Below are 21,375 nucleotides of genomic sequence, written 5' to 3' on the forward strand. Positions count from 1 at the left end.
TACTCGTCCCGCGCCCGACCTCCCGGACGCGCGAGGACAAGTCAACGCCAGAGCGGGGGAGCGCGGCCATGGCCGAGACTCTCCCGCCCATACGCCAGGATCCAGGCCGTCCCGGGCGCGGGCGCGCGGTCACGACGCGGACGCATTCCGGCGCGCGGTGATCATAGCGAAGGACAGATACGCGCCCTGATCGGCCTCCAGCATGGCGATCGTCGCCGTCTCCCGCCGGGCGCGCGCCCACAGCAGCCAGTCGTGCCAGCCGCCGTCCTGCAGGCGCGCGGACGTCACCGTGACCAGCTCGGTGATCTCCCACTGGAAGCGCCACCACTCGGCGGTGTGCCAGGCGATCGCCTCCCAGCCGACCAGGGCTTTGACGTGGGCGGGGATGTGCCCGAGGTCGCGGACCTCGCGGGTCATGCCGGGCGTGGCGACGCCGAGCTGCCCGCCGGGCTTCACGAACCGGACGAGGTAGGGCAGGTAGGAGTCGGCGGTGCCGAAGTACTCGAAGGCGTCCACGCTCACGATCGCGTCGAAGGACTCCTTCTCGAACGGCAGCGCGTGCGCCTCCGCCCGTACGGCCCGGACGCGGCCGGCCACGCCCGCCTCGGCGAAGACGGCCGCCGCCCGCTCGGGCGCGACCCACAGGTCGGCGGCCACGACCTCCACCCCGAACTCGCGGGCCAGGAAGACCGAGGTGGCGCCCAGGCCCGAGCCCAGGTCGAGCACCCGCATGCCGGGTCTCAGGTCGAGGTCGCGGGCGAGGTCCTCCAGCAGCCACAGCGGATGGGGGCCCATGTCCAGCCCGAGCACCCATTCCGGGTCGTACTTCGAGGAGAGCGGATAGACGTCGGGACGTACGAGGTCCTGGATCGCTGACACAGCGGGTCATCCCACCACGAAGGCTCCACCCGTTCAACCGGTTATTTCGTCACCTGGTGAGGTGCGACAGCAGGGCTCCGGCGGCCGGGTTGGCGGGGACGGGGGCGCGGCCGGCCAGCACGACCGTCCTGGCCGGATCGGGCTGGCGGATCCGCACGGTGGGCAGCCCCTCCCCTTCGGCCACCCGCCGCGGGACGATCGCCACGCCGATCCCGGCGCGCACCAGGTCGACCAGCATCCGGATCTGGGTGACCTCGCAGGTGATCTGCCGGTGCAGCCCGCACCCGGCGGCCAGCCGGCGCACCGCGGTCTCCAGCCCGGTGCCGGCCTTGAAGTCGACGAACGGCTCCTCCGTCAGCTCCGACAGCAGCGCCCGCTCGGCCCCGGCCAGCCGGTGGCCGGGCGAGGTCATCAGCACCAGCTCCTCCTCCCAGGAGGAGAACACGGCCAGGCCCGCCGGCAGGTCGGCGCCGTCGAGCGCCAGATAGGCGAGGTCGAGCTCGCGGGCGAGCAGGGCGTCGAGCAGCCCGGCCACCGGGGCGTCGCGGACCGAGATCTGGATGCCGGGCCACAGGCGGTGGAAGGCGGCCAGCTCGGCGGGCAGGTCGACGCTGGTGAGCGTCTGGATGGTGCCGATCGCCACCCGGCCGGTGGTCAGCCCGGACACGGCGGACACGGCGTCGCTGGCCGCCGCGGCGTCGGCCAGCAGCGCCCGCGCGGCCGGCAGGAAGGCGTGACCGGCCGGGGTGAGGACCGGCCGCCGCCCGGTGCGCTCGAACAGGTCGGCGCCGAGCTCGCGTTCGAGCTTGCGGACGGACGTGCTGAGCGCCGACTGGACGATCAGCTCGGCCCTGGCGGCGGCGGTGAAGCTGCCGTGCGTGGTGACGGCGACGAAGTGGCGGAGCTGGCGCAGTTCCATCCATCTACATTAGCGATGGCAGCCAGCGAGACGATGTGTTGGATGGATCGGTGCGCGCGGGGACATCCTGGTCGGCATGGAACGACACGTACCCGCCCTGTGGTCGGCCGCCTATGGCTCGCGCCGTCCCGTCCCGGTCCGGCTCGCGGGGCTCGGGCTGCTGAAGGTGCTCGACTTCGTCCGGATGCTCGCCCTGGCCGACCACCGGACGTTCGTCTCGCACTGACGGGCCGTCAGCCCGCGTTCTCGCGGTGCCGCAGGAGGAGCAGCGCGATGTCGTCGGTGTGCGGGGCGTGGTCGAGCAGGGTCCCGGCGACCTGCTGGAGCTGCTCGCGCGGGGCGCTGGTCAGGTACGCCGCCAGCCCCCCGATGGCCTCGTCCAGGTCCACGCCCGGCGCCTCGACCAGCCCGTCGGTGTAGAGGGCCAGGACGGCGCCTGGCGGGAACGGCACCTCCACCGTGGCGTACTCGGCGTCGGCGTCGATGCCGAGCAGCAGGCCCGCGGGGATGTCGATGATCTCGGCCGGCATGTTGGGCGGGCGCAGCAGCGGCAGGGGATGCCCGGCGTTGGCCGCGCGCAGCGTGCGCAGGCGCAGGTCGAAGTAGATGAGCAGGCAGCTCGTGAACAGGTCGGTGTCCAGGTCCATGAGCAGCCGGTTGGTGTGCTGGAGGACGTCGCCGGGGCTGGCGCCGACGGCGGCGTGGGCGTGGATGGCGGTGCGCACCTGGCCCATGAGCGCGGCGGCCGTCATGTTGTGTCCCTGGACGTCCCCGATGACGGCGGCGGCGGTGGTCTCGTTGAGGCGGATCAGGTCGTAGAAGTCGCCGCCGATGCCGACGCCGCGGGTGGCGGGCACGTACCGGGCGGCCACCTCCAGGCCCGGCATGTCGGGCAGGCTGCCGGGCAGCAGCGAGGTCTGCAGGCTGTGGGCCAGCCGGTCCTTGGTGTCGTAGAGGAGCGCGCGGTCCAGGGCCTGGCCCATCAGCCCGGCCAGCGTGGTCAGCGTCGCGCGCTGCTCGTCGGTGAACGGCCGCGGATGGTCGAAGGCCAGCAGGCAGACGCCGAAGGTGTCGTCGGCGACGGTCAGCGGCAGGAAGGCCCAGGCGGACATGCCGTCGTCCTGGGCGGTGTCGGGAAAGGCCCGGCGCAGCTCGGCCCGGTCGGCGAAGAAGGCCGGCTCGCCCGTGCGGACGACCTGCTCGGCAGGGCTGGGCGCGGCCAGCGTCTGACCGTCGAACCGGTCCAGGATCTCCGGGACGTAGCCGTGCGAGCCGACGATCCTCATCCGGCCGCTCTCCGCCCTCATGATCGTCATCGCCCGCGCCTTGAACACCGGCATGACGTGGTCGGCGATGAGATCGACGACCTCCCGGACGTTCAGCGCCCGGGTCATCGCCGAGGCCATGTGCAGGAAGTTGTAGAAGACGTCGGTCCTCGGCAGCCCGGACTCGCCCGGCGCCCTGGCGCGCGAGGGCCGCCGCGCGGGCAGGCCGGCCTCCGAGGGCGTGATGCGCAGGCTCAGGCCGGTCGGGTCCGGGTGCAGGACGAACTCCAGCTCGTGCCCGTCCGGCCGGCGCGCGGTGCAGGAGGCGACCTGCTGGCCCACCACCGCCGCGCGGCAGCGGTCCTGGAACGCCGGGTCCTTCAGCCACGTCGCCGTCTCCCACAGCGGCGTGCCCAGCAGCTCGGAGACGGTGGTGCCGAGCAGGTCGGCGGCGGCGGGGCTGGCGAAGGTGACGACGCCGTCCAGGTCGAGCGCGACGGAGCCGTCACGCAGCCGCTCCAGGTAGCCGGCCGCGGCCACGGCCTCGTACGGGTCGGGCATCGGCGGCGGCACCGGGGTCAGCACGCGCGGCTCGCCCCCCGGACACACCGGGTACCCGCTGTCGGCGGCCTGCTCCAGGACGGCGGTCATGCGTTCGCTCGTGGCCTCGATCACCTCCAGCTCCGGCCCGCTCAGCTCGGACGGCCGCCCCTCCGGCCAGAGCAGGATCCACGAGCCCCACATGCGCGAGTCGCTGTGCAAGGGCGCGGAGGCCGAGGCGAAGACGTACGGGAAGGCCAGGGCCGTGCCCGGGAAGCGGCCGGCCAGCTCCTGCGCGGTCGGCACCCAGACCAGCCGCCCCTGCCGCACGGCCGCGGCCACGGGCGCCCCGGCGTCCAGCCTGACGGTGGTCCACGGCTTGACGAGCTGCGTGGGCAGCCCGATCTCCGCCTCCATCACCAGGACCTGCGGGGAGCCCGTCAGCAGGTACAGCGCGCCGATGTGCGCGCCGGTGTCACGGGCGGCCTGGGCGAGCTCCTCGTCCAGCGCCGAGATGTACGGCAGGGTCCCCTCGTCGGCGTGGCCCCCCACGGACTACCTCGCTCCGTCCCGCGCTGACGTCGGCGCCGTGTCCCGTTGATCGCCCATAGGGACAACTGTAGATATCCGTATTGGGGGTGAAGGTCACCGTTGCTGGATTCTGGCGAAGTGGTGGGAGGAATATGAGCTTTGCGACGGCCGGATGCGGGCGGCGGTGCCGCTGAGGCAGATGGCCGGATTGTGACAAAGCGGCGGGGTTCTCGGTCCGTTGATCGCTGTCTACACTCCGGTTCGGATGCCAAGCCGCCCCGCCGTCGGGGAGGGGAGGCGTCCAGCTCGTCACCCACCGGGGAGGGTCATTGATCTCTCCGGCATGCGCGCGTGGGGGTGACATGACGTCTTCGGCCGGTCTGGCGGGTTCGTGCAGCTCAGCGGCCAGGAGGTCTTGTGTTGTCCCGTTCGTTCTCATCCCGTTTACGCCGGTTGACATCGGTAGCCGTCGGGCTCGGTGTCGTGATGGCCCTGAGCCCGGCCGTGGCGAAGGCCACGCCGACCCCGCCCGCGAAATGGCGGTCCGTGCCGCTCACCGGCGCCGAGGTGGTCGAGGGCGCCAAGTCCCCCACAGGCAAGCTCGCCAAGAGCGACGCGGCGCTGCTGAAGGTCACCTCGCCGGCGCCCGTCAACATCATGGTCAAACTGGACTACGACTCCCTGGCCGCCTACCAGGGCGGGCTGACCGGGCTCCCGGCCACCAGCCCCGCCGTCACCGGCAAGTCCCTCGACACCAGAAGCGCCGAGGCCAAGAAGTACGGCACCCACATCCAGGATGTCGAGAACGCCTTCCTGGGCGAGCTGGCCAAGAAGGTCCCCGGAGCCGTCGTCGGCCAGCGCGTCCGGACCGTCTACGGCGGCATCGCGCTGCGCGTCCCGGGTGACAAGGTGGCCGACGTGCTGCGGCTGCCCGGCGCGGTCGCCGTCCAGGAGGACAAGCCGCAGCAGCTGCTGACCGACTCCAGCCCCGCGTTCATCGGCGCCGACACGATCTACGGCAAGCTCGGCGGCAGCTCCTCCTCGGGCAAGGGCGTGATCGTCGGCGTGCTCGACACCGGCGCCTGGCCCGAGCACCCCTCCTTCGCCGCCGCTCCCGGCCTGCCCGCCCCCGGGCCCACCAAGGACGGCACGCCCCGCGTGTGCAACTTCGGCGACAACCCGCTGACCCCGGCCAGCGACCCGTTCGCCTGCAACAACAAGCTGATCGGCGGGCAGCCGTTCATGGAGACCTACAACGCCGTCTACGGCGGCGAGGTCTACGGCGACAGCGCCCGCGACTCCAACGGCCACGGCACCCACACCGCCGGCACCTCCGCCGGCGGCCCGGTCGCCGACGCCGACCCGCTGGGCATCAGCCGCGGCCCCATCCACGGCATCGCCCCGGCCGCCGAGGTCTCGGTCTACAAGGTGTGCGGCGCGCAGGGCTGCTTCCCGTCCGACTCGGCGCAGGCCGTGGCGCGGGCCGTCCTGGACGGCGTACGCGTGATCAACTTCTCCGTCTCCGGCGGCAGCGACCCCTACAGCGACCCGGTCGAGCTGGCCTTCCTCGACGCCTACGCCGCCGGCGTGCTGGTCTCGGCCTCGGCCGGCAACTCCGGGCCCGGCGCCGGCACCACCGACCACCGCGGCCCCTGGGTGACCACCGTGGCCGCCTCCTCGCAGTCCCGGACCTACCAGTCCACGGTCACGCTGTCCGGCGGCGGCGCCACGGCGACGATCAAGGGCGCCTCCATCACCGCGGGCCTGGCCTCGCCGCTGCCCGTCGTCCTGGCCTCGGCGCCGCCGTACTCGCGCGCCGCGTGCGACGTCCCGGCGCCTCCCGGGATCTTCACCGGGAAGATCGTCGCCTGTGAGCGCACCCCCAACCGCGTGCTGAAGAGCTTCAACGTCCGGCAGGGCGGCGCGGCCGGGATGATCCTCTACAACACCGTCCCGTTCGACGTCTTCACCGACGCCCACTGGCTGCCGTCCGTGCACGTCGACAAGCCCGAGGCCGACACCCTGCTGGCCTTCCTCGCCGCCCACCCCGGCGCCACCGCCTCCTTCACGCAGGGCGCCAAGTCCACCTGGCAGGGCGACGCGATGGCGCACTTCTCCTCGCGCGGCCCCGGCGGCGACTTCCTCAAGCCGGACGTCACCGCGCCCGGCCAGCACATCCTGGCGGGCATGACGCCGACCCCCGAGTCGCCGCTGGAAGGCCCGCCCGGCAACCTCTACCAGGTCATCTCCGGCACCTCGATGTCGGCGCCGCACGTGACGGGCTCGGCCGCGCTGGTCTTCGCCCTGCACCCCACCTGGACGCCCGGCCAGGTCAAGTCGGCCCTGGAGACCACGGCCAAGACCGCGGTCACCAAGCAGGACAGGACCACCCAGGCCGACCCGTTCGACATGGGCGGCGGGCGCATCGACCTGACCAAGGCCGGTGACCCCGGACTGACCCTGGACCAGGACGCCGCCGGCTTCGTCGCCTCGGCCACCGACCCGCTCAACCGGATCGACCTCAACCTGCCCTCGGTGAACGCGCCCACCATGCCCGGCGTCATCACCGCCAAGCGCACCGTCACCAACACCACCGGCTCGTCGCTCACCTTCACCGCCTCCGGCACGACCGCGAACGGGGCCAGTGTCACCGTGCTGCCGCCGGTGTTCACCGTCGCGGCCGGCAAGAGCGTCAAGCTGAGCATCGTCATCACCGCGCCGGAACTGCCCGAGGGCCAGTACTTCGGCCAGGTCGACCTGAAGCAGGCCGGCGGCTCCCGCGCGCTGCACCTGCCGGTGGCCTTCTACCGCAAGCAGGGCTCGGTGCCGGTCGACCAGACCTGCGCCCCGGACACGATCGCCAGGAACACCGGCGAGTCCACCTGCACGGTCACCGTACGCAACACCACCTTCGAGGACGCCGAGGTCACCGCGCTCAGCACCCTCGACGCCCGCCTGCGCCTGAACAGCGTCACGGGCGCGACCAAGGTCGGCACCCAGATCGCCACCACCAAGGCGACGCTGGCCGCCACCCAGCCCGCCCGCCCGGCGATCGCGCCCGGCGCCGGACCGGCCGGCTACATCCCGCTGGACGCCTTCGGCGTCACGCCCACCCCGATCGGCGACGAGCAGGCGCTCAACTTCACCGTGCCCGCCTTCCAGTTCGCCGGACGCGCCTACACCAGGCTCGGCGTGACCTCCGACGGCTACAGCGTCGCGGGCGGGGCCACCGGGGGCGACGTCTCACCGACGCCGCAGACGCTGCCCGACCCGGCTCGGCCCAACGGCGTGCTCGCCCCCTACTGGACCGACCTCGACGGCACCGCCGCGCCGGGCGTCCTGGCCACGATCCTCACCGACGGGGTCAACGACTGGCTGGTGGTGGAGTGGCGGCTGAACCTCTACGGCACCACCGACCTGAAGGTGTTCCAGCAGTGGATCGGCCTCAACGGCGTGGAGGACATCAGCTACGCCTATGACCCGGGCAACCCGCCCGGCGCGCCGCCCGCCGTCTACGGCCTGACGGTCGGCGCCGAGAACGCCGAGGGCACCGCGGGCGCCCAGATCTCCGGGCCGCCCACCCAGGACCTGGTCGTCAGCAGCACGCCGGGGGCGCCCGGCGGCAGCCTGACGTACTCGATGAAGGTCAAGGGGGTCAGCGCGGGGGTCGGCAGGATCACGACCGCCACCTCGACCCCGCAGGTGAAGGGCATCACCGTCGAAGTGGACAAGATCACCGTCCAGTGATCCGCCGGTGGCCGCGGGTGGCGTAGGTCATCCGCGGCCACAGGGGGACTCACCGCGGGACGGCCGCGGTGGTCCAGGTCGGCGCCAAGTCGTTCCCATGTCGTTCCCATGTCGTCGCCAAGGGCGTTCGCCGAGTATCGAAGACACCACCCGATCTCGGACGACTCTGACAGGAGACGGACATGTCGTCATCCACCACCGCGGTCCCCGCCGGCCGGGCGCTCAACTCGGCGCTGCTCGGCGGGGTCGGCGTCCTGCTCGCCATGGACGTGATCGGCGCCCTCATGGCGGTCGCCGCCGGGCTGAACCCGACGTTCCTGGACGCCCTCGGCCCCCAGGCGCGGTTGTCCGCGCCGATCCCGATGATGGTCGCGCAGGTCGTGCTGGCTGTGGGGGCGACCCGGAGCCGCCGTGGCGTCGCGGTCCCGTCCGCCGTGCTGCTGGCGGTCGCGGGGGTGCTGGCCTTCGTGTCGGGGTTCTACGACGGCGGTTACGCCGCCGAGCTCACGGCCGGGCAGCGGATCTACCAGATCGCCCTGGTCTCGGCGCACCTCGCGGTGGCCGTCATGGCGGCGCTCAGGCTCGCCGGACTGCTCCGCCGGCCCGCGCCCGCCTCACGTCACTCCTAGTGGGCCGCCTCGTACTTCTCGACCACGGAGGCCGCGATCCGGCCGCGCTCGCTGACCGGCAGACCGTTGGACTTGGCCCACTGCCGGATCTCCGAAGACTTCTCCCGGCTCAACGCGCGGCTGCCGCCGACGACCGCCCGGCGCCCGCGCCCACCGCGATCCACACGAACAGGACGCGCCTTCACGATGAAGGGCGCCAGTGCTTTCCGCAGCGAGTCCGCCTTCTCCTCATGAAGGTCAATCTCGTAGCTGCTGCCATCGAGTGCAAAGACGACGGTCTCATGAGCCTCCCCACCGTCTACATCGTCGATGAGAATCTCTTGAATCTGCTTAGCCATGGTGGCACTCCATGCTCGATACGGTTGTTGCGTACTGTAGCGCTCTTCAGTAGCGTGCGGGCAACTTACCTCGGCCCGGCGCCGGTGAACGAGGAGAACTCGCCGGGCGCACCGACTGTCAAAGGCATTTCAAACGCGGCCCGCACCGCGTGTGCCCGGGCTGTCACGGAGGCCGCCTTGCGTTTCCCACCTGGGAATGACCATGTCACGTTCCTGGTCGCGGCACGGGCGGACGGGCAGGGTGCGCGGCGTGCCGCCGGGCGTGCGCACGCGGACGGCGGAGGGGCGGGAAGGCGGGCGCCGCGGCGGCGCACATCTTATCGAAGATGAATTCAAAGGTGTGCTTCAATGTGTGCGCGCGGGTCCCGGGTGCGCGTCGCCGTCGCTTCCCGGCGGCGGCACACGGTTTTCCGGCGCCGCGGCAGCGGTGGTCCGGCCGGGCCCTATGGCGTCAACTCCGGGCGGGCCGCAGAAGTGCAAGTGCGAATGGGACGGGCCCCGCCGCGTTCTGTCCCTTTATTTCCGGCGGATTTATCGGCGGCGGCGGCCGAACCACTCCGGCGACCCGCCGGGAGTTCCTGGCGGGACCGACCGGGTCCCGCGACAATGAGCCGATGGACCACCTCGACGCGGCGGACCCGCTGGCGGTGCGCGCGGCGGAGGCCGTGCGGCTCGGCGACCTCGACGGCGTACGGCGTCTGCTGGCCGGGCATCCCGAGCTGGCCCGCGTACGGCTGGGCGAGGCGGGCGGGGTGTCCCGCACCCTGCTGCACGTCCTCACTGACTGGCCCGGTCATGTGCCGAGCGGTCCGGCGCTCGTACGCGAGATGGTGGCGGCCGGGGCCGAGGTGGACGCCCGCTTCGCCGGCCCGCACGCCGAGACGCCGCTGATGTGGGCCGCGAGCTGCGACGACGTCCCCGTGCTCGACGCCCTGCTGGACGCCGGAGCCGACGTCGAGGCCACCGGCGCGGTGATCGGCGGCGGCACGGCGCTGTCGGACGCGTGCGCGTTCGCCCAATGGCACGCCGCCCGCCGCCTCGTCGAGCGCGGCGCGTCCGCCGAACTGTGGGAGGCCGCCGCCCTCGGGCTGATGGACCGGGTCGCGGCGGCGTTCACGGCCGGGACGCCGTCACGCGCGGAGGTGACGCAGGGGTTGTGGGCGGCCTGCCACGGCGGGCAGCCGGAGGCCGCCGCGTTCCTCCTGGAGCGCGGCGGCGACCTCACCTGGGTGGGCTACGACGATCTCACCCCGCTGGACGCCGCCCGCCGCGCCGGAGCCGACGAGTTGGCATCCTGGCTCACGTCCCGCGGCGCCAAACCCGGCCCCCGCCACCCCGCCGACTGATTTCGCGCGGGCCCCCGCGCCGCGCCCCAGTCCGGTTCACGGTCTCCAGTGGGGTGCCCGAGTGACGGCCTAGTAGGCGTCGTCGGCGGCGGTTTCGGTGGCGCGGGTGAGGAGGGCGCGGCGTTCCGGGGCGCTGTGGGCGACGGCGGCGGCCTGGCGGAACAGCGCCGCCGCGCGGGCCCGGTCGCCGTCACGGGCGACGAGGTCGGCCTCGGCGGCCAGGGCCAGCGGATGGCCGTCGAGCTCGGCGCGGGAGCGCTCCAGCAGCGCGAGCCCGGCCCGCGGCCCGTGGGCGTACCCGTGCGCGACCGCTCGGTTCAGCTCCACCACCGGTGTGGGGTGGAGCCGGGCCAGCTCGTCGTAGCAGCGGGCGATCCGCGACCAGTCCGTGCCGGGCAGCGAGGACGCCGTGGCGTGGCAGGCGGCGATGCGGGCCTGGAGCCCGTACGGACCGTCGCCCTCGATCGCGGCCAGCAGGGCGAGCCCTTCGCCGATCGCGGCCCGGTCCCAGCGGGAGCGGTCCTGCCGGTCGAGGGGGACCAGGTCGCCGGCGGCGTCGCGGCGGGCGCCCCGGCGGGAGTGCTGCAGGAGGAACAGCGCCAGCAGCGCCGTCACCTCCTCCTGCTCCGGCATGAGCCGCCGGAGCAGCCGTGCCAGCCGGATCGCCTCCTCGGCGAACGCGGGCTCGCCGCCGGCGTCGTACCCCTGCGTGAACAGCACGTAGAGCACGGCCAGCACCCCCGGCAGCCGCTCGGCCAGCGCGGGCCCCTGCGGCACCCGATACGGGATGCCCGCCTCGGCGATCTTCCGCTTGGCCCTGGTCAGCCGCCGGGTCATCGCCGACTCGGTGACCAGGAAGGCGCGGGCGAGGTCGGCGGTCGGCACCCCGCAGATCGTCCGCAGGGTCAGGGCCACCCGCGACTCCAGCGCCAGCGCCGGATGGCAGCACGTGAAGACGAGCCGCAGCCGGTCGTCCACGACCTCCTCCTCCCGCCCGTCGCCGGGCCCGTCCTGGACGGTCAGGGCGAGCGCCGCCAGCTCGGCCAGCTTGCGGCGCTCCACCGAGACGCGGCGCAGCGCGTCGACGGCGCGGTTGCGCGCCACCGTCATGAGCCAGCCGCCCGGGTTGGACGGCACCCCTTCCTGCGGCCACCGCCGCACGGCCAGCGCCAGCGCCTCCTGCGCGCAGTCCTCGGCCAGCGTCCAGTCGCCGGTGACCCGGATCAGGGCGGCGACGATCCGCGGGTACGCCTCCGCCGCCGCCTCCTCCAGGTGTCGCCTCACTGCTCGAAATCGGCGAACGGCCGCAGCTCCAGCCGTCCGTGCCTGGCCATCGGGTGGGTGCGGGCGACCTCGACGGCCTCGTCCAGGTCGGCGCATTCGAGCAGGTCGAAGCCCACGATCACCTCTTTGGTCTCGGTGAACGGCCCGTCGGACAGGACCAGCTCGCCGCGCCGCACGCGCACGGTGGTCGCGGCCGACTCCGGCGCCAGCACCGCGCCGCGCACCCGCCGCCCGCGGGCGTCGTTCTCGGCCACCCACGCCTCGATGTCGGGCAGGTTCTCCTGGTCGGTGTCGGGCTCGGTGTCGGTGCAGACGAACATCATGTACTTCATCTCGCGCTCCTCGGTCGGACGGCGTTTCACCATAGTGACGAACGGCACCGACGGAACCGGACAACGTCCCGGGAAATTCTTTCCGGGCGGCGGGAGAAGCGTCAGGCGGACATGACGCGGCGCGCGTCCAGGAGAGCGGGACGGGGGTGGCTGCGCAGGTCCAGGGTCAGCAGCGAGCCGAGCGCGGTCTGCTCCAGGACGACCTCGTCGCAGAGCTGCTGGATGACCCACAGGCCGTACCCGTGGGAGGCGGTCGGGTCGAGGCGGGCCGCGGCCAGGTGCTCGTGGGTGAGCCGGCCGGCGAGGTCGAGGACCTCGACGATCACGCCGTCGGCGCCGGCGCGGGAGGTCACCATGCCCGTGCTGCCGCCGTGGTCCAGCACGTTGGTGACGGCCTCGTTGACCGCCACCACCAGGTCTTCGAGCCGGTCGCCGGACAGTCCGCAGTGGTGGCCGTGCGCGCGGATCAGATCCCTGATGAGGGCAAGGTCAGTGCTGATGGGGCACTGCAACTCGAACTGAAGGGTCATGATCGTCTCGTGTACGGGGTCGGGTGGGGTGGCGGGCCTTCCTCCAGCTTTCCCGTCGGCGGTCACTCAAACGTGTACCGTCGCGGTTCGCAAGTCGGCGGCATGACGGACGCAGGACCGGGTAGCGCCATAAGTGCAGAATCTTCCGGCACGCCCACGGTCCCGAGACGAACCCGGAGGCTGACGAATGCGGCATGGCGACGGCGACCAGAGCACGGGCATCGACCTTCGCAAGGGGAACGGGCAGATCACGGGAAGCGGGGGCGGCCTGGGCAGGGCCGCGCTGTGGCCGGCCTCGGTGCTGACCGCGGCGGTGACCGCCGACCTGCTGCGACGCCGGTTCACACCGGCCCGGCTGCGGCTGGCGGAGGCCGCGCACGGGCTGCTCGAACGTACGGGCGTGCGCCCCGCCAGGCCGCGCCTCACCGACCGGGAGCGGCTGGACCGGCAACTCCTGACCTGGCGCCAGGCCCATCCGGAGACCTCATGGCCCGGCGGCCGCATGGGCCCGGCCGGCACCGGCGGCGGCTGACCCAGCGGCCCGGGTCATCCCGGCTCCCCGGGGGCGGCCGCGGTGCGGCGGGCGGTCTCGGCGATCGCCTGGAGCGCGTCAGCTGCGGCTACGCCTGGCCCGCGTGCAGGTGGGAGCGCTCGCCGTCGTGGTCGAAGATGGTGAGGAGCTCCACCGGCCCCTCGTGGGCGCCGATGGCGTGCGGGGTCATGGTCGAGAACTCGGCCGCGTCGCCCGCCGGCACCAGGACGGTCCGCTCGCCCAGCAGCAGGCGGGCCGTCCCGGACAGGACGGTGAACCACTCGCGCCCCGGATGCACCTGGAGGTCGAGCGGACGGTCGGGGGTGATGCGCATCTTGGCGACCGTGACACCGTGCAGCGAACGCTCCCGGGACAGCAGCCACACGGTCATCCCCGGATGGTCGCAGGGGAGCGGCCGGATCACCACGTCCTCGTCCTCGGTGGACTCGACGAGCTGGTCGAGCGTCGTGCCGAGGGCCCGCGCGATGGGGACGAGCTGGTCGAGGGCGATCCGGCGGTGGCCGGTCTCGATGCGGCTCAGGTTGGACGGGCTCAGCCGGCACCGCGCGGCCAGGGCGTCGAGGGACCAGCCGCGGGCCAGCCGCAGGCCGCGGATGCGCCGGCGGACCACGGCGTCCAGGTCGACTTCTTGCGTCATGAGCAAGAGTGTATGTCTCACGCGCAGGAGAGCCTTACGGTGAAGGCATGCAAGGACACTCCCACCACTCTCACCATGGACACCATCACCACGGACCTCATCTCGGCGACGAGTCCCGGCTGGCGGACCTGCTCGACCTGGACGCCGACGTGCTCGGGACGTACCTGGACGAGCTGACCGCCTGGATCGCCGAACAGGCCGTACGGACCCCGCGGACGGTCGCCGACCTGGGCGCCGGCACCGGCACCGGCACGCTGGCCCTCGCCCGCCGGTTCCCCGACGCCGAGATCGTCGCGGTCGACCAGTCGCCGGTGATGCTCGACCGGCTGCGCTCGGCGGCGCTCGGCCAGGGGCTGGGGGAGCGGGTGCGCCTCGTCCGGGCCGACCTGGACGAGGCCCTGCCCCCGATCGGCGCGGCCGACCTGGTGTGGGCGGCCGCGTCGCTGCACCACGTCAAGGACCCGGCGCGGCTGCTCGGCGAGATCCACGCCGCGCTGGACCCCGGCGGGACGCTGGCGGTCGTCGAGATGGACGGCATGCCGCGCTTCCTGCCCGACGAGGCCGGGGCGGCGCTGGAGGCGCGCTGCCGGGCGGCGGTGGCGGCCACGGGCCCGGACCCGTACCCCGACTGGGGGCCGTTCCTGGAGGAGGCCGGGTTCGAGGTGGCCGCGCGGCGTGACTTCCCGATCGAGGTGAGCCCGGCGCCGCCGAACGCCGTCCGCTACGCGCAGGCCGTGCTGGGCGGTTACCGGTCGCGGCTCGACGGGGAGCTGGCCGCCGCCGACCTCGCGGCCCTCGACCGGCTGCTCTCCGCCGACTCCCCGGAGTCCCTAGGGCGCCGCGACCTCGTCGTACGCGGCACCCGGACCGCCTGGGCCGCCCGCCGCCGCTGACCCACCGCCCACCTGGCCCGCGGCCCCTGATCCGACGGCCGCCGTTCTGAGCCGCCGCCCCGCCCGCATGAGGGTGAGGTGCCCAGGTCCTGCCCGTCAGGCCGATACGTTGGGGTGCGTGACGACTGTTCCGTTTGGCACCCCCCAGGTCGTTCGTTCGGGGGCGTCCAGGCTCGCCTGGCTGGACGCCCTGCGCGGCATCGGCGCGCTCGCCGTCGTCGGCGAACACCTGACGACCTGGGCGATGCCCTGGCTGCGCCCGACCTTCTTCAACCTGGGCGTGTACGGCGTCCTGGTGTTCTTCCTGGTCAGCGGCTACATCATCCCGTCGTCACTGGAACGGCACGGCGACGTGCGCGCCTTCTGGATCGGCCGCGCCTTCCGCCTCTACCCGCTCTACCTCGCCGTCATCGCCGTGGTCCTGGCCCTGTCGTGGTGGATCCCGGTACGCGCGGAAGTGCCCAGGGACGCCTCCTCGGCCGCGGCGCACGCCACGATGCTGCTGGACGTCGTCGGCGTCGCCGGGGTCATGAACACGATGTGGACGCTCTCCTACGAGATGGTCTTCTACCTGATGGTCACCGCCCTGTTCGTGACCGGCGTACGCGACCGGCGCGGCCTGGTCGCCGTCGCCTTCGGCGTGACCGCGGTCGTGGCCGGCCTGGCGCTGAGCGCGGCGCCGCTGACCGGCGGCTGGCTGGCTTGGGTGTCGTTCGCGGTGTTCGCCGCCGGGCTGGCCTGTCTCCTCTCCGGACGGCTGCGCAACACGGCGGCGTGCGCGCTCGGCGTCATGGCCCTGGTCCTGCTGCTGCTGAGCAGCCGCGTCCCCTGGTTCGGGGCGGCGATCCTCGCGGTCATGTTCACCGGCACGGCGATCCGCCGCTGGGAAGGCGGCCAGGGCTCCCTGTGGCCGGTGGCCCTGGCCGGGTCGCTGGTGACGGTCGCCCCCTTCTGGGCGCTCAGCGCCGGATGGTGGTGGGTGCAGCCGGACGTGTGGGGCACGACCGTCGCCCTGGCGGGGCTCACGTTCGCGGCCGGTCTGGCCTGGCGGGGCCGCCGGGTGCCCGCCGTGCTCACCTGGCTCGGGCTGATGAGCTACTCCCTCTACCTGGTGCACCTGCCGGTGCTCATCGTGCTGATGGAGGTGGCGGGGGAGATGCGCTGGTCGCCGCTCCCCCTCCAGATCGGCGTCAGCGTGCTCTTCCTGGCCGTCGTGCTGCCGGGCAGCCGGCTGACCTACCGCTTCCTCGAACGCCCGATGCAGCGGCTCGGCCGCCGCCTGACCGCCTAATAGGCCCTACCGGCGCGGGTCCAGGACGAGCTTGCCGGTCGTACGCCGCTCCCGCAGCTCCGCGTGCACCTGCCGCACCTCCGACATCGGACGGTCCCCGCCGGAGACCACCCGCAGCTCGCCCGCGGTCACCCGCGCCGCCAGCTCCGCGTACGCCCCGGCCAGGACGTCGAACCGGTCGAAGGCGTTGAGCAGCCAGAAGCCGCTGACGGTCGCCGAGCGGGGCTGGAGGGCGCGCGGCGAGACCGGCTGAGGCTCGACACCGCCCGCCATCCCGTAGAAGGCGAGCCGGCCGAACGGCGCCAGCGCCGCCAGGCTCTGGTCGGTGACCCGGCCGCCGGTCATCTCCAGGACCACGTCCACGGGCTCGCCGCCGTTGGCCGCGCGCAGCTCCGCGGTGAGGTCGTCGGCGGCCGGATCGACGGCGGCGTCCGCGCCCAGCGACAGGGCCAGCTCCCGCTTGGCGGGCGTGCTCGCCGTGGCGATCACCCGGCCGGCCCCCGCCGCCCTGGCGAGCTGCACCGCCAGCGAGCCGACGCCGCCCGCCCCCGCGTGCACGACCACGCTCTCCCCGGCCTGGACGCGACCGGTGTGACGGACCAGCCACCACGCGGTCAGCCCCTGGGCCAGCAGGGCCACCGCCGCGACGTCGTCGAGATCCTCAGGCACCGTGAAGGCGCTCGCCTCCGGGATCGCCGCCCTCTCGGCGTACCCGCCCCGCTGCACCAGGGCGGCCAGGCGGCGGCCGTCGGCGGTCCTGCCGACGACCTCGCCGCCCGGGATCACCGGCAGCGTGGTCGCGGCCAGGTAGGCGTTCTCGCGCATCAGCGTGTCGGCGAAGTTCACGCCGCAGCGCGAGACGTCCACGACGACCTGGCCCGGGCCGGGCCGCGGCTCCTCCACCTCACGGACGCGCACGACTTCGGGACCGCCGAACTCGGTGATCTGCACGGCTCGCATGACAACTCCTATGGCATCTGGTTCCAATTGGTACTCGGTACCATAAGGGACGGAGTCCAGAAGCGCTAGACTGGGCGCGTGACCCAGCCCTCCCTGCGCGCCCGCAAGCGACAGCGAGCCCGTGACGAGATCATCGAGGCCGCCTACCGGCTCTTCGCCGAGCGCGGCTACGACGAGGTGACGGTCGCCGACATCGCCGAGCGCGCCGAGGTGGGCCGCACCACGTTCTTCCGCTACTTCGGCGACAAGCAGGAGGTCCTCTTCGCGGGGGAACAGGACTGGCTCGACGACCTGGCCGCCCACCACCGCGACCTGCGCGGCGACGGCCCGCCCGGCCTGCCCGAGGCGCTCGCCCAGGTGCGTGAGCTGACCCTCGCCCTGTGCGCCAGGGCCACCCTCGACCCCGGCCGCCACGTCCTGCGCGAACGGCTGATCGCCGACCACCCCGAACTCGGCGACCGTACGGCGCGCAAGCAGCGCCGCTTCGCCGAGACGATGGCCGAGATCCTGCGCGAGCACGGCGCCTCCGCCGAGACGGCGGCCTTGGCCCCGCAGCTCGCGCTGGCCTGCTACACCGCCGGCCGCGCGGTCGCCGGCGACGACCCGGCGGCGCTGACCCCGAGCGTGGCCGCGGCCTTCGACCGCCTCGGCCTCCTCCCACCCACCGCCTGACCTGCCGCCTGAGCCCGCACCCCCCTGACCCGGCCCCCGACCCTGGCGCCAGGCCCCGTTCAGAGCCCCGCTCAGTGCCCCGCTCAGTGCACGTGCACGCCGATCAGGCAGGTGTCGTCGTCGGTGTCGGAGTTGCAGTGGGTGAGCAGGTCGTCGAGCCGGTGGTCGAGGGTCGTGGCCGTACGCGAGGCGACGGCCAGCAGCCGGTCCTGGGCGTGGCGCAGGTTGTGGTCGCGGCGCTCGATCAGGCCGTCGGTGTAGAGCAGCAGCGTGTCGTCGGCCTCCAGTTGGAGCCGCCCCTCCTCGTAGGCGGCGTCGGCGAACGCGCCCAGCAGCGGGCCCTTGACCATCGGCAGCTCGGTGCCCCGCGAACCGCGCAGCAGGATCGGCGGCAGGTGCCCGGCCCGGCCCCAGCGCAGGACGCGGGTGGCGGGGTCGTACAGGCCGCAGATCGCGGTCGCGGTCATGCGGTCGGCGAGGTGGCGGGCGACCAGGTTGAGCCAGCTCAGCAGCCGGGCCGGGCCCGCGCCGGTGGTGGCCAGGCCGCGCAGGGCGTTGCGCAGCACCACCATCCCCGTGGCGGCCTCGACGCCGTGCCCTGCCACGTCGCCCACCGACAGCAGGATGCACCCGGACGGCAGGACGACCGCGTCGTACCAGTCGCCGCCGACCAGGTCCTCCTTCTGCGCCGGACGGTAGCGCACCGCGATGCGCAGCCCGAAGGAGTCCATGCGGCCGTGCGAGGGCGGCATGATGGCGTGCTGGAGCTGCAGGGCCAGGCGGTTGCGGGCGGCGGACTGGCGTTCGGTGCGGGCCAGCCTGTCGCGGGTCACGGCCAGCGCGACCTCCGTCCAGTGTTGCGGCGAGACGTCCTGGTAGGCCCCTCGCAGCGCCGTCAGCCGGCCGTCCGGGGCGAACACCGGCTCGGCCACCACGCGCAGATGCCGGGCCACCCCGTCGGGGCGTTCGAGCCGGAACGCCGTCGCGGCCGGACGCCGGTGATGCAGCACCGTGCGCAGGAAGAGGCCCACGGCCACCTCGTCGTCGCGGTGCACGTGATCGCGCAGGCGCTCCAGCGGGACCGGCCGGGCGTCCGGTGGCAGGCCGTACAGGGAGAACATCTGGGCGTTCCACATGATCTCGCCGGTGAGGGCGTTCTCCTCGAAGCCGCCGATGCGGCCCAGGCGCTGGGCGTGCTCCAGCAGGCGGGCCTGGTCGTGGTCGCGCCGGACGAGCAGCACGCTCGCGCCGTGGCGGGTGATGCTCACCTCGGCCGTGGAGGTCGCGGTGAAGGGCACGTCGGCGGCGCGGAACGGCTCGCCGGTGGCGTGCACGTGCTCGATCCTGGCCAGCAGCTCCCCGGCCGCGAACGGGTACGCCTCCAGCAGCAACCCGCCCGCCCGCACCGCCGACGGCTCGTTGGCGTGATGGACGCGGAAGTCGGCGACGTGGCCCTGCGGGTCGAGCTGCGGCAGGAGGACGAGCGCCGGGTCGGACAGGGAGTCGGCCAGGGCGGCCAGCTCGGCCAGCTCGGCCCCGGCGCGCACCGTCGGGCCGGGGGAGTTGAGGGTGAGGGCGCACAGGTCGGCCAGCGCCTCGATCTGGCGTTCCATCCTGGGCGTGGCCTGCGGAGGATCGTCCGGCCAGCAGATCTCCAGGACGCCGAGCACCCGCCCGCCCAGCCGGGCCACGGCGGTGACGCGGCCGCCGGTGAGCTGGTGACGGCCGATCGACGCCGGCCCCGGCGTGGTGTGCCACAGCGTGCGGCGCTCGACCAGCGTGCTGGTGGCGGGCGTGATCAGCCCCGGCGGGACCTGCCGCCAGAGCCCGGCCTCCTCGGCGCTGAAACCGGCCTGCCCGGCCAGCGTGAGCGAGCTGTCCGGCCCGGCCGCCCACACCGCGACCGCCGTCGCGCCGATCGGCAGCAGGGCCGTCTCCAGCACGGCGTGGGCCGCCGCCTGCGCGTCCGTGGCGCCCAGCGCGGCGCTCTCGGCCGTCCGCAGCCGCACGGCCGCCCCCGCCTGCCCGGCGGGCGGCTCCGGAGCGCCGTCGAGCTCGTCGGCGCCGGTCAGCGAGACGTCGGCGATGGGGTCGCCGGCGGCCCGGTTGACGACGTCGGCCGCCAGCTCGGCCGGCGACCGCCCGGTCCGGGCCGCGAGCGTGGCGAGCTGGTCGGCGGCCTGCGCCGGGGCGCAGCGCAGGCGCTCGACCAGGATGCCCTTCGCCAGCTCGACCAGCGCGCGGTCGTCGGCCGCGCGGCGGACCTCGTGCAGCTCGGCGCGCAGGCGTTCGACGGTCGCGGCCAGCCTGGCCAGGCCCGTCTCCTCGGCTGAACTCCCCATGGCGCGACTCCTCACCGGGTCAGGCCGGATCCATCCAGTGCTGGATGCGTTCGATCAGTTGGTCGGCGTCGACCGGTTTGGTCACGTAGTCGCTGGCCCCGGCCGCCAGCGACTTCTCCTGATCGCCCGGCATGGCCTTGGCCGTGACCGCGATGATCGGCAGGTCGGCGTAGCCGGGCATCCCGCGGATCGTCTCGATCGCCGTGTAGCCATCCATCTCGGGCATCATCACGTCCATCAGGATCAGGTCCGTCTCCGGGTGGGCGACGAGCGTGTCGATGCCCTTGCGGCCGTTGTCGGCGTGCAGCACGTCGATGCCGTGGATCTCCAGCATGCTGGTCAGCGCGAACAGGTTGCGCGCGTCGTCGTCAACCACCAGGACCGTGCGCCCGGACAGCGTGTCGTCGATCTCCCGCCCCGACGCCGCCCCCACCGACCTGGACCTGGCCAGCGGCAGCACGTCGCCGGGCTGGTCGGCGGTCAGGTGCAGGGCGATGCGCTCGCGCAGCTCGTCGAGGCTGGACAGCAGCTCCAGCGGCCGGTCGCCGATCCGCGCCTCCTGCAAGGGGCTGGAGCGCCAGTTGTTGTACGCCAGCACCGGCACGCCGTGCAGCCCAGGATCGCCGTCCATGGCCTCCAGCAGGCTGTAGGCGGCCAGGTCGGGCAGGTCGAGGTCGAGCACGACGCAGTGGCACGGCTCGGCGGCCAGCAGGCTCGCCGCCTCCTCCGCGCCCGCCGCCTCGACCACCTGGACGGTTCCGCCGAGCGGGTCGGGCGACCCGGCCAGGCCGTTCACCACGCTCTCGGCCACCAGCGACAACAGCCCGTGCGGGCGTCCCTCGATCACCAGCAGCCGCCGCGGCTGACCGGCCACCGGCGGGGCGACGGCCCCGGCGGGCGCGCCGCCCGTCGCGTGCCCCTCGGCGCCGGGCTGGGCGACCGGCAGGTAGAGGGTGAAGACGCTGCCCCGGCCGGGCGTGCTCTGGACGGTGATCGCGCCGCCGAGCAGGTAGGCGATCTCCCGGCTGATGGACAGGCCGAGGCCGGTGCCGCCGTACTTGCGGCTGGTGGTGCCGTCGGCCTGCTGGAACGCGCCGAAGATGGCTTCGAGCTGCTGTTCGGGGATGCCGACGCCGGTGTCCATGACGCGCAGCGCGATGGCGGGGGCGTGCGGGCGTACCGCGGCGGGCAGCTCGCCGTGCGCGGCCGGTTCGATGCGCAGGTCGACGCCTCCGGTCTCGGTGAACTTGACCGCGTTCGACAGCAGGTTGCGCAGCACCTGGCGCAGCCGCGAGTCGTCGGTGAGCAGGTCGGCGGGCACGCCCGGCGCCGTGGTGATCCGGAAGCCGAGGTTCTTCTGCGACGTCATCGGCCGGAACGTGGCCTCGACGTAGTCGAGGAGCTGGCGCAGCGGCACCCATTCAGGATTGACGTCCATCTTGCCCGCCTCGACCTTGGACAGGTCGAGGATGTCGTTGATCAGCTGGAGCAGGTCCGAGCCCGCGGAGTGGATGATCCCGGCGTACTCGACCTGCTTGGGGGTCAGGTTGCGCGTGTGGTTCTGGGCCAGGAGCTGGGCCAGGATGAGCAGCGAGTTGAGCGGGGTGCGCAGCTCGTGGCTCATGTTCGCCAGGAACTCGCTCTTGTACGTCGAGGCCAGCGTGAGCTGGTGGGCGCGGTCCTCCAG

19 protein-coding genes are annotated in these 21,375 nt (G+C 73.5%); 8 read left to right on the top strand and 11 right to left on the bottom strand.

Going from position 1 to position 21,375, the window contains the following annotated elements; translation table 11 throughout:
• Positions 1–129: 129 nt before the first annotated feature.
• Positions 130–879 carry an SAM-dependent methyltransferase gene (locus tag ACWCSU_RS50215; protein WP_449944166.1) on the bottom strand — a complete coding sequence of 250 codons (750 nt, stop codon included), beginning with the start codon at positions 877–879 and terminating at the stop codon, positions 130–132.
• Between the two features lie 49 nt (positions 880–928).
• On the bottom strand, positions 929–1,798 hold the full coding sequence (locus ACWCSU_RS50220; RefSeq protein WP_449944169.1) for a LysR family transcriptional regulator: 870 nt from the start codon (positions 1,796–1,798) through the stop codon (positions 929–931).
• 76 nt (positions 1,799–1,874) lie between these two features.
• Between ACWCSU_RS50220 and ACWCSU_RS50225 the strand changes: the two genes are divergently transcribed.
• Positions 1,875–2,024 carry a hypothetical protein gene (locus ACWCSU_RS50225; protein ID WP_357708716.1) on the top strand — a complete coding sequence of 50 codons (150 nt, stop codon included), beginning with the start codon at positions 1,875–1,877 and terminating at the stop codon, positions 2,022–2,024.
• A 7-nt stretch (positions 2,025–2,031) separates the two neighbouring features.
• Here the strand turns inward: ACWCSU_RS50225 and ACWCSU_RS50230 are convergent, their stop codons facing one another.
• Positions 2,032–4,155: a SpoIIE family protein phosphatase gene (locus ACWCSU_RS50230; RefSeq protein WP_449944172.1), complete on the bottom strand. Its 2,124-nt coding sequence runs from the start codon at positions 4,153–4,155 to the stop codon at positions 2,032–2,034.
• A 465-nt stretch (positions 4,156–4,620) separates the two neighbouring features.
• Between ACWCSU_RS50230 and ACWCSU_RS50235 the strand changes: the two genes are divergently transcribed.
• Together ACWCSU_RS50235 and ACWCSU_RS50240 are read left to right on the top strand one after the other, a co-directional pair.
• On the top strand, positions 4,621–7,881 hold the full coding sequence (locus tag ACWCSU_RS50235) for a S8 family serine peptidase (RefSeq protein WP_449944175.1): 3,261 nt from the start codon (positions 4,621–4,623) through the stop codon (positions 7,879–7,881).
• A 182-nt stretch (positions 7,882–8,063) separates the two neighbouring features.
• Positions 8,064–8,510 (top strand): hypothetical protein, encoded by a 447-nt coding sequence (locus tag ACWCSU_RS50240; RefSeq protein WP_449944178.1) that lies wholly within the window; start codon positions 8,064–8,066, stop codon positions 8,508–8,510.
• Here the strand turns inward: ACWCSU_RS50240 and ACWCSU_RS50245 are convergent.
• Positions 8,507–8,848, bottom strand: coding sequence for a histone-like nucleoid-structuring protein Lsr2 (locus ACWCSU_RS50245; protein ID WP_449944180.1), 342 nt, complete (start codon positions 8,846–8,848; stop codon positions 8,507–8,509). The two genes, ACWCSU_RS50240 and ACWCSU_RS50245, sit on opposite strands and share 4 nt — an antisense overlap.
• Before the next feature lie 614 nt (positions 8,849–9,462).
• Here ACWCSU_RS50245 and ACWCSU_RS50250 point away from each other — a divergent pair.
• Positions 9,463–10,194, top strand: coding sequence for an ankyrin repeat domain-containing protein (locus ACWCSU_RS50250; RefSeq protein WP_449944183.1), 732 nt, complete (start codon positions 9,463–9,465; stop codon positions 10,192–10,194).
• 69 nt (positions 10,195–10,263) lie between these two features.
• On the opposite strand, the gene ACWCSU_RS50255 is transcribed toward ACWCSU_RS50250, so the two are convergent.
• From ACWCSU_RS50255 to ACWCSU_RS50265, 3 genes are all read right to left on the bottom strand, one after another.
• On the bottom strand, positions 10,264–11,478 hold the full coding sequence (locus tag ACWCSU_RS50255) for an RNA polymerase sigma factor (RefSeq protein ID WP_449944186.1): 1,215 nt from the start codon (positions 11,476–11,478) through the stop codon (positions 10,264–10,266).
• Positions 11,475–11,810 carry a YciI family protein gene (locus tag ACWCSU_RS50260; protein ID WP_449944189.1) on the bottom strand — a complete coding sequence of 112 codons (336 nt, stop codon included), beginning with the start codon at positions 11,808–11,810 and terminating at the stop codon, positions 11,475–11,477. The genes ACWCSU_RS50255 and ACWCSU_RS50260 overlap by 4 nt, the downstream gene beginning before the upstream one ends.
• 101 nt (positions 11,811–11,911) lie before the next feature.
• Positions 11,912–12,340, bottom strand: a complete 429-nt coding sequence (locus tag ACWCSU_RS50265) for an ATP-binding protein (RefSeq protein WP_449944192.1) — start codon at positions 12,338–12,340, stop codon at positions 11,912–11,914.
• A gap of 187 nt (positions 12,341–12,527) precedes the next feature.
• On the opposite strand from ACWCSU_RS50265, the gene ACWCSU_RS50270 reads away from it, so the two are divergent.
• Positions 12,528–12,872 carry a hypothetical protein gene (locus ACWCSU_RS50270; protein WP_449944195.1) on the top strand — a complete coding sequence of 115 codons (345 nt, stop codon included), beginning with the start codon at positions 12,528–12,530 and terminating at the stop codon, positions 12,870–12,872.
• An 88-nt stretch (positions 12,873–12,960) separates the two neighbouring features.
• On the opposite strand, the gene ACWCSU_RS50275 is transcribed toward ACWCSU_RS50270, so the two are convergent.
• Entirely contained in the window at positions 12,961–13,530 is a 570-nt protein-coding gene (locus ACWCSU_RS50275; RefSeq protein ID WP_357708737.1) for a helix-turn-helix transcriptional regulator, read from the bottom strand.
• A gap of 47 nt (positions 13,531–13,577) precedes the next feature.
• On the opposite strand from ACWCSU_RS50275, the gene ACWCSU_RS50280 reads away from it, so the two are divergent.
• On the top strand, positions 13,578–14,423 hold the full coding sequence (locus ACWCSU_RS50280) for a class I SAM-dependent methyltransferase (RefSeq protein ID WP_449944198.1): 846 nt from the start codon (positions 13,578–13,580) through the stop codon (positions 14,421–14,423).
• A gap of 118 nt (positions 14,424–14,541) precedes the next feature.
• The gene (locus ACWCSU_RS50285) at positions 14,542–15,714 is read left to right on the top strand and encodes an acyltransferase family protein (protein ID WP_364102163.1); all 1,173 of its coding nucleotides are present in this window, start codon (positions 14,542–14,544) and stop codon (positions 15,712–15,714) included.
• A 6-nt stretch (positions 15,715–15,720) separates the two neighbouring features.
• Here ACWCSU_RS50285 and ACWCSU_RS50290 read toward each other — a convergent pair whose 3' ends face one another.
• Positions 15,721–16,674, bottom strand: a complete 954-nt coding sequence (locus ACWCSU_RS50290) for a quinone oxidoreductase family protein (protein WP_449944202.1) — start codon at positions 16,672–16,674, stop codon at positions 15,721–15,723.
• A 78-nt stretch (positions 16,675–16,752) separates the two neighbouring features.
• On the opposite strand from ACWCSU_RS50290, the gene ACWCSU_RS50295 reads away from it, so the two are divergent.
• Positions 16,753–17,346, top strand: a complete 594-nt coding sequence (locus ACWCSU_RS50295; RefSeq protein WP_357708746.1) for a TetR/AcrR family transcriptional regulator — start codon at positions 16,753–16,755, stop codon at positions 17,344–17,346.
• 83 nt (positions 17,347–17,429) lie between these two features.
• Here the strand turns inward: ACWCSU_RS50295 and ACWCSU_RS50300 are convergent, their stop codons facing one another.
• Positions 17,430–19,688: a SpoIIE family protein phosphatase gene (locus ACWCSU_RS50300; RefSeq protein ID WP_449944206.1), complete on the bottom strand. Its 2,259-nt coding sequence runs from the start codon at positions 19,686–19,688 to the stop codon at positions 17,430–17,432.
• A gap of 19 nt (positions 19,689–19,707) precedes the next feature.
• On the bottom strand, positions 19,708–21,375 hold a 1,668-nt coding region (locus tag ACWCSU_RS50305; protein WP_449944209.1), incomplete at its 5' end, for a response regulator.

The sequence above is a fragment of the Nonomuraea sp. NPDC001699 genome, assembly GCF_053596455.1.

Excerpts from the sequence above, each read along its gene's own strand:
- ACWCSU_RS50250 (WP_449944183.1), top strand. The coding sequence starts at position 9,463 with ATGGACCACCTCGACGCGGCGGACCCGCTGGCGGTGCGCGCGGCGGAG.
- ACWCSU_RS50225 (WP_357708716.1), top strand. The coding sequence starts at position 1,875 with ATGGAACGACACGTACCCGCCCTGTGGTCGGCCGCCTATGGCTCGCGC.
- ACWCSU_RS50245 (WP_449944180.1), bottom strand. The coding sequence starts at position 8,848 with ATGGCTAAGCAGATTCAAGAGATTCTCATCGACGATGTAGACGGTGGG.
- ACWCSU_RS50280 (WP_449944198.1), top strand. The coding sequence starts at position 13,578 with ATGCAAGGACACTCCCACCACTCTCACCATGGACACCATCACCACGGA.
- ACWCSU_RS50265 (WP_449944192.1), bottom strand. The coding sequence starts at position 12,340 with ATGACCCTTCAGTTCGAGTTGCAGTGCCCCATCAGCACTGACCTTGCC.
- ACWCSU_RS50240 (WP_449944178.1), top strand. The coding sequence starts at position 8,064 with ATGTCGTCATCCACCACCGCGGTCCCCGCCGGCCGGGCGCTCAACTCG.
- ACWCSU_RS50220 (WP_449944169.1), bottom strand. The coding sequence starts at position 1,798 with ATGGAACTGCGCCAGCTCCGCCACTTCGTCGCCGTCACCACGCACGGC.
- ACWCSU_RS50300 (WP_449944206.1), bottom strand. The coding sequence starts at position 19,688 with ATGGGGAGTTCAGCCGAGGAGACGGGCCTGGCCAGGCTGGCCGCGACC.
- ACWCSU_RS50275 (WP_357708737.1), bottom strand. The coding sequence starts at position 13,530 with ATGACGCAAGAAGTCGACCTGGACGCCGTGGTCCGCCGGCGCATCCGC.
- ACWCSU_RS50260 (WP_449944189.1), bottom strand. The coding sequence starts at position 11,810 with ATGAAGTACATGATGTTCGTCTGCACCGACACCGAGCCCGACACCGAC.
- ACWCSU_RS50235 (WP_449944175.1), top strand. The coding sequence starts at position 4,621 with ATGGCCCTGAGCCCGGCCGTGGCGAAGGCCACGCCGACCCCGCCCGCG.
- ACWCSU_RS50290 (WP_449944202.1), bottom strand. The coding sequence starts at position 16,674 with ATGCGAGCCGTGCAGATCACCGAGTTCGGCGGTCCCGAAGTCGTGCGC.
- ACWCSU_RS50270 (WP_449944195.1), top strand. The coding sequence starts at position 12,528 with ATGCGGCATGGCGACGGCGACCAGAGCACGGGCATCGACCTTCGCAAG.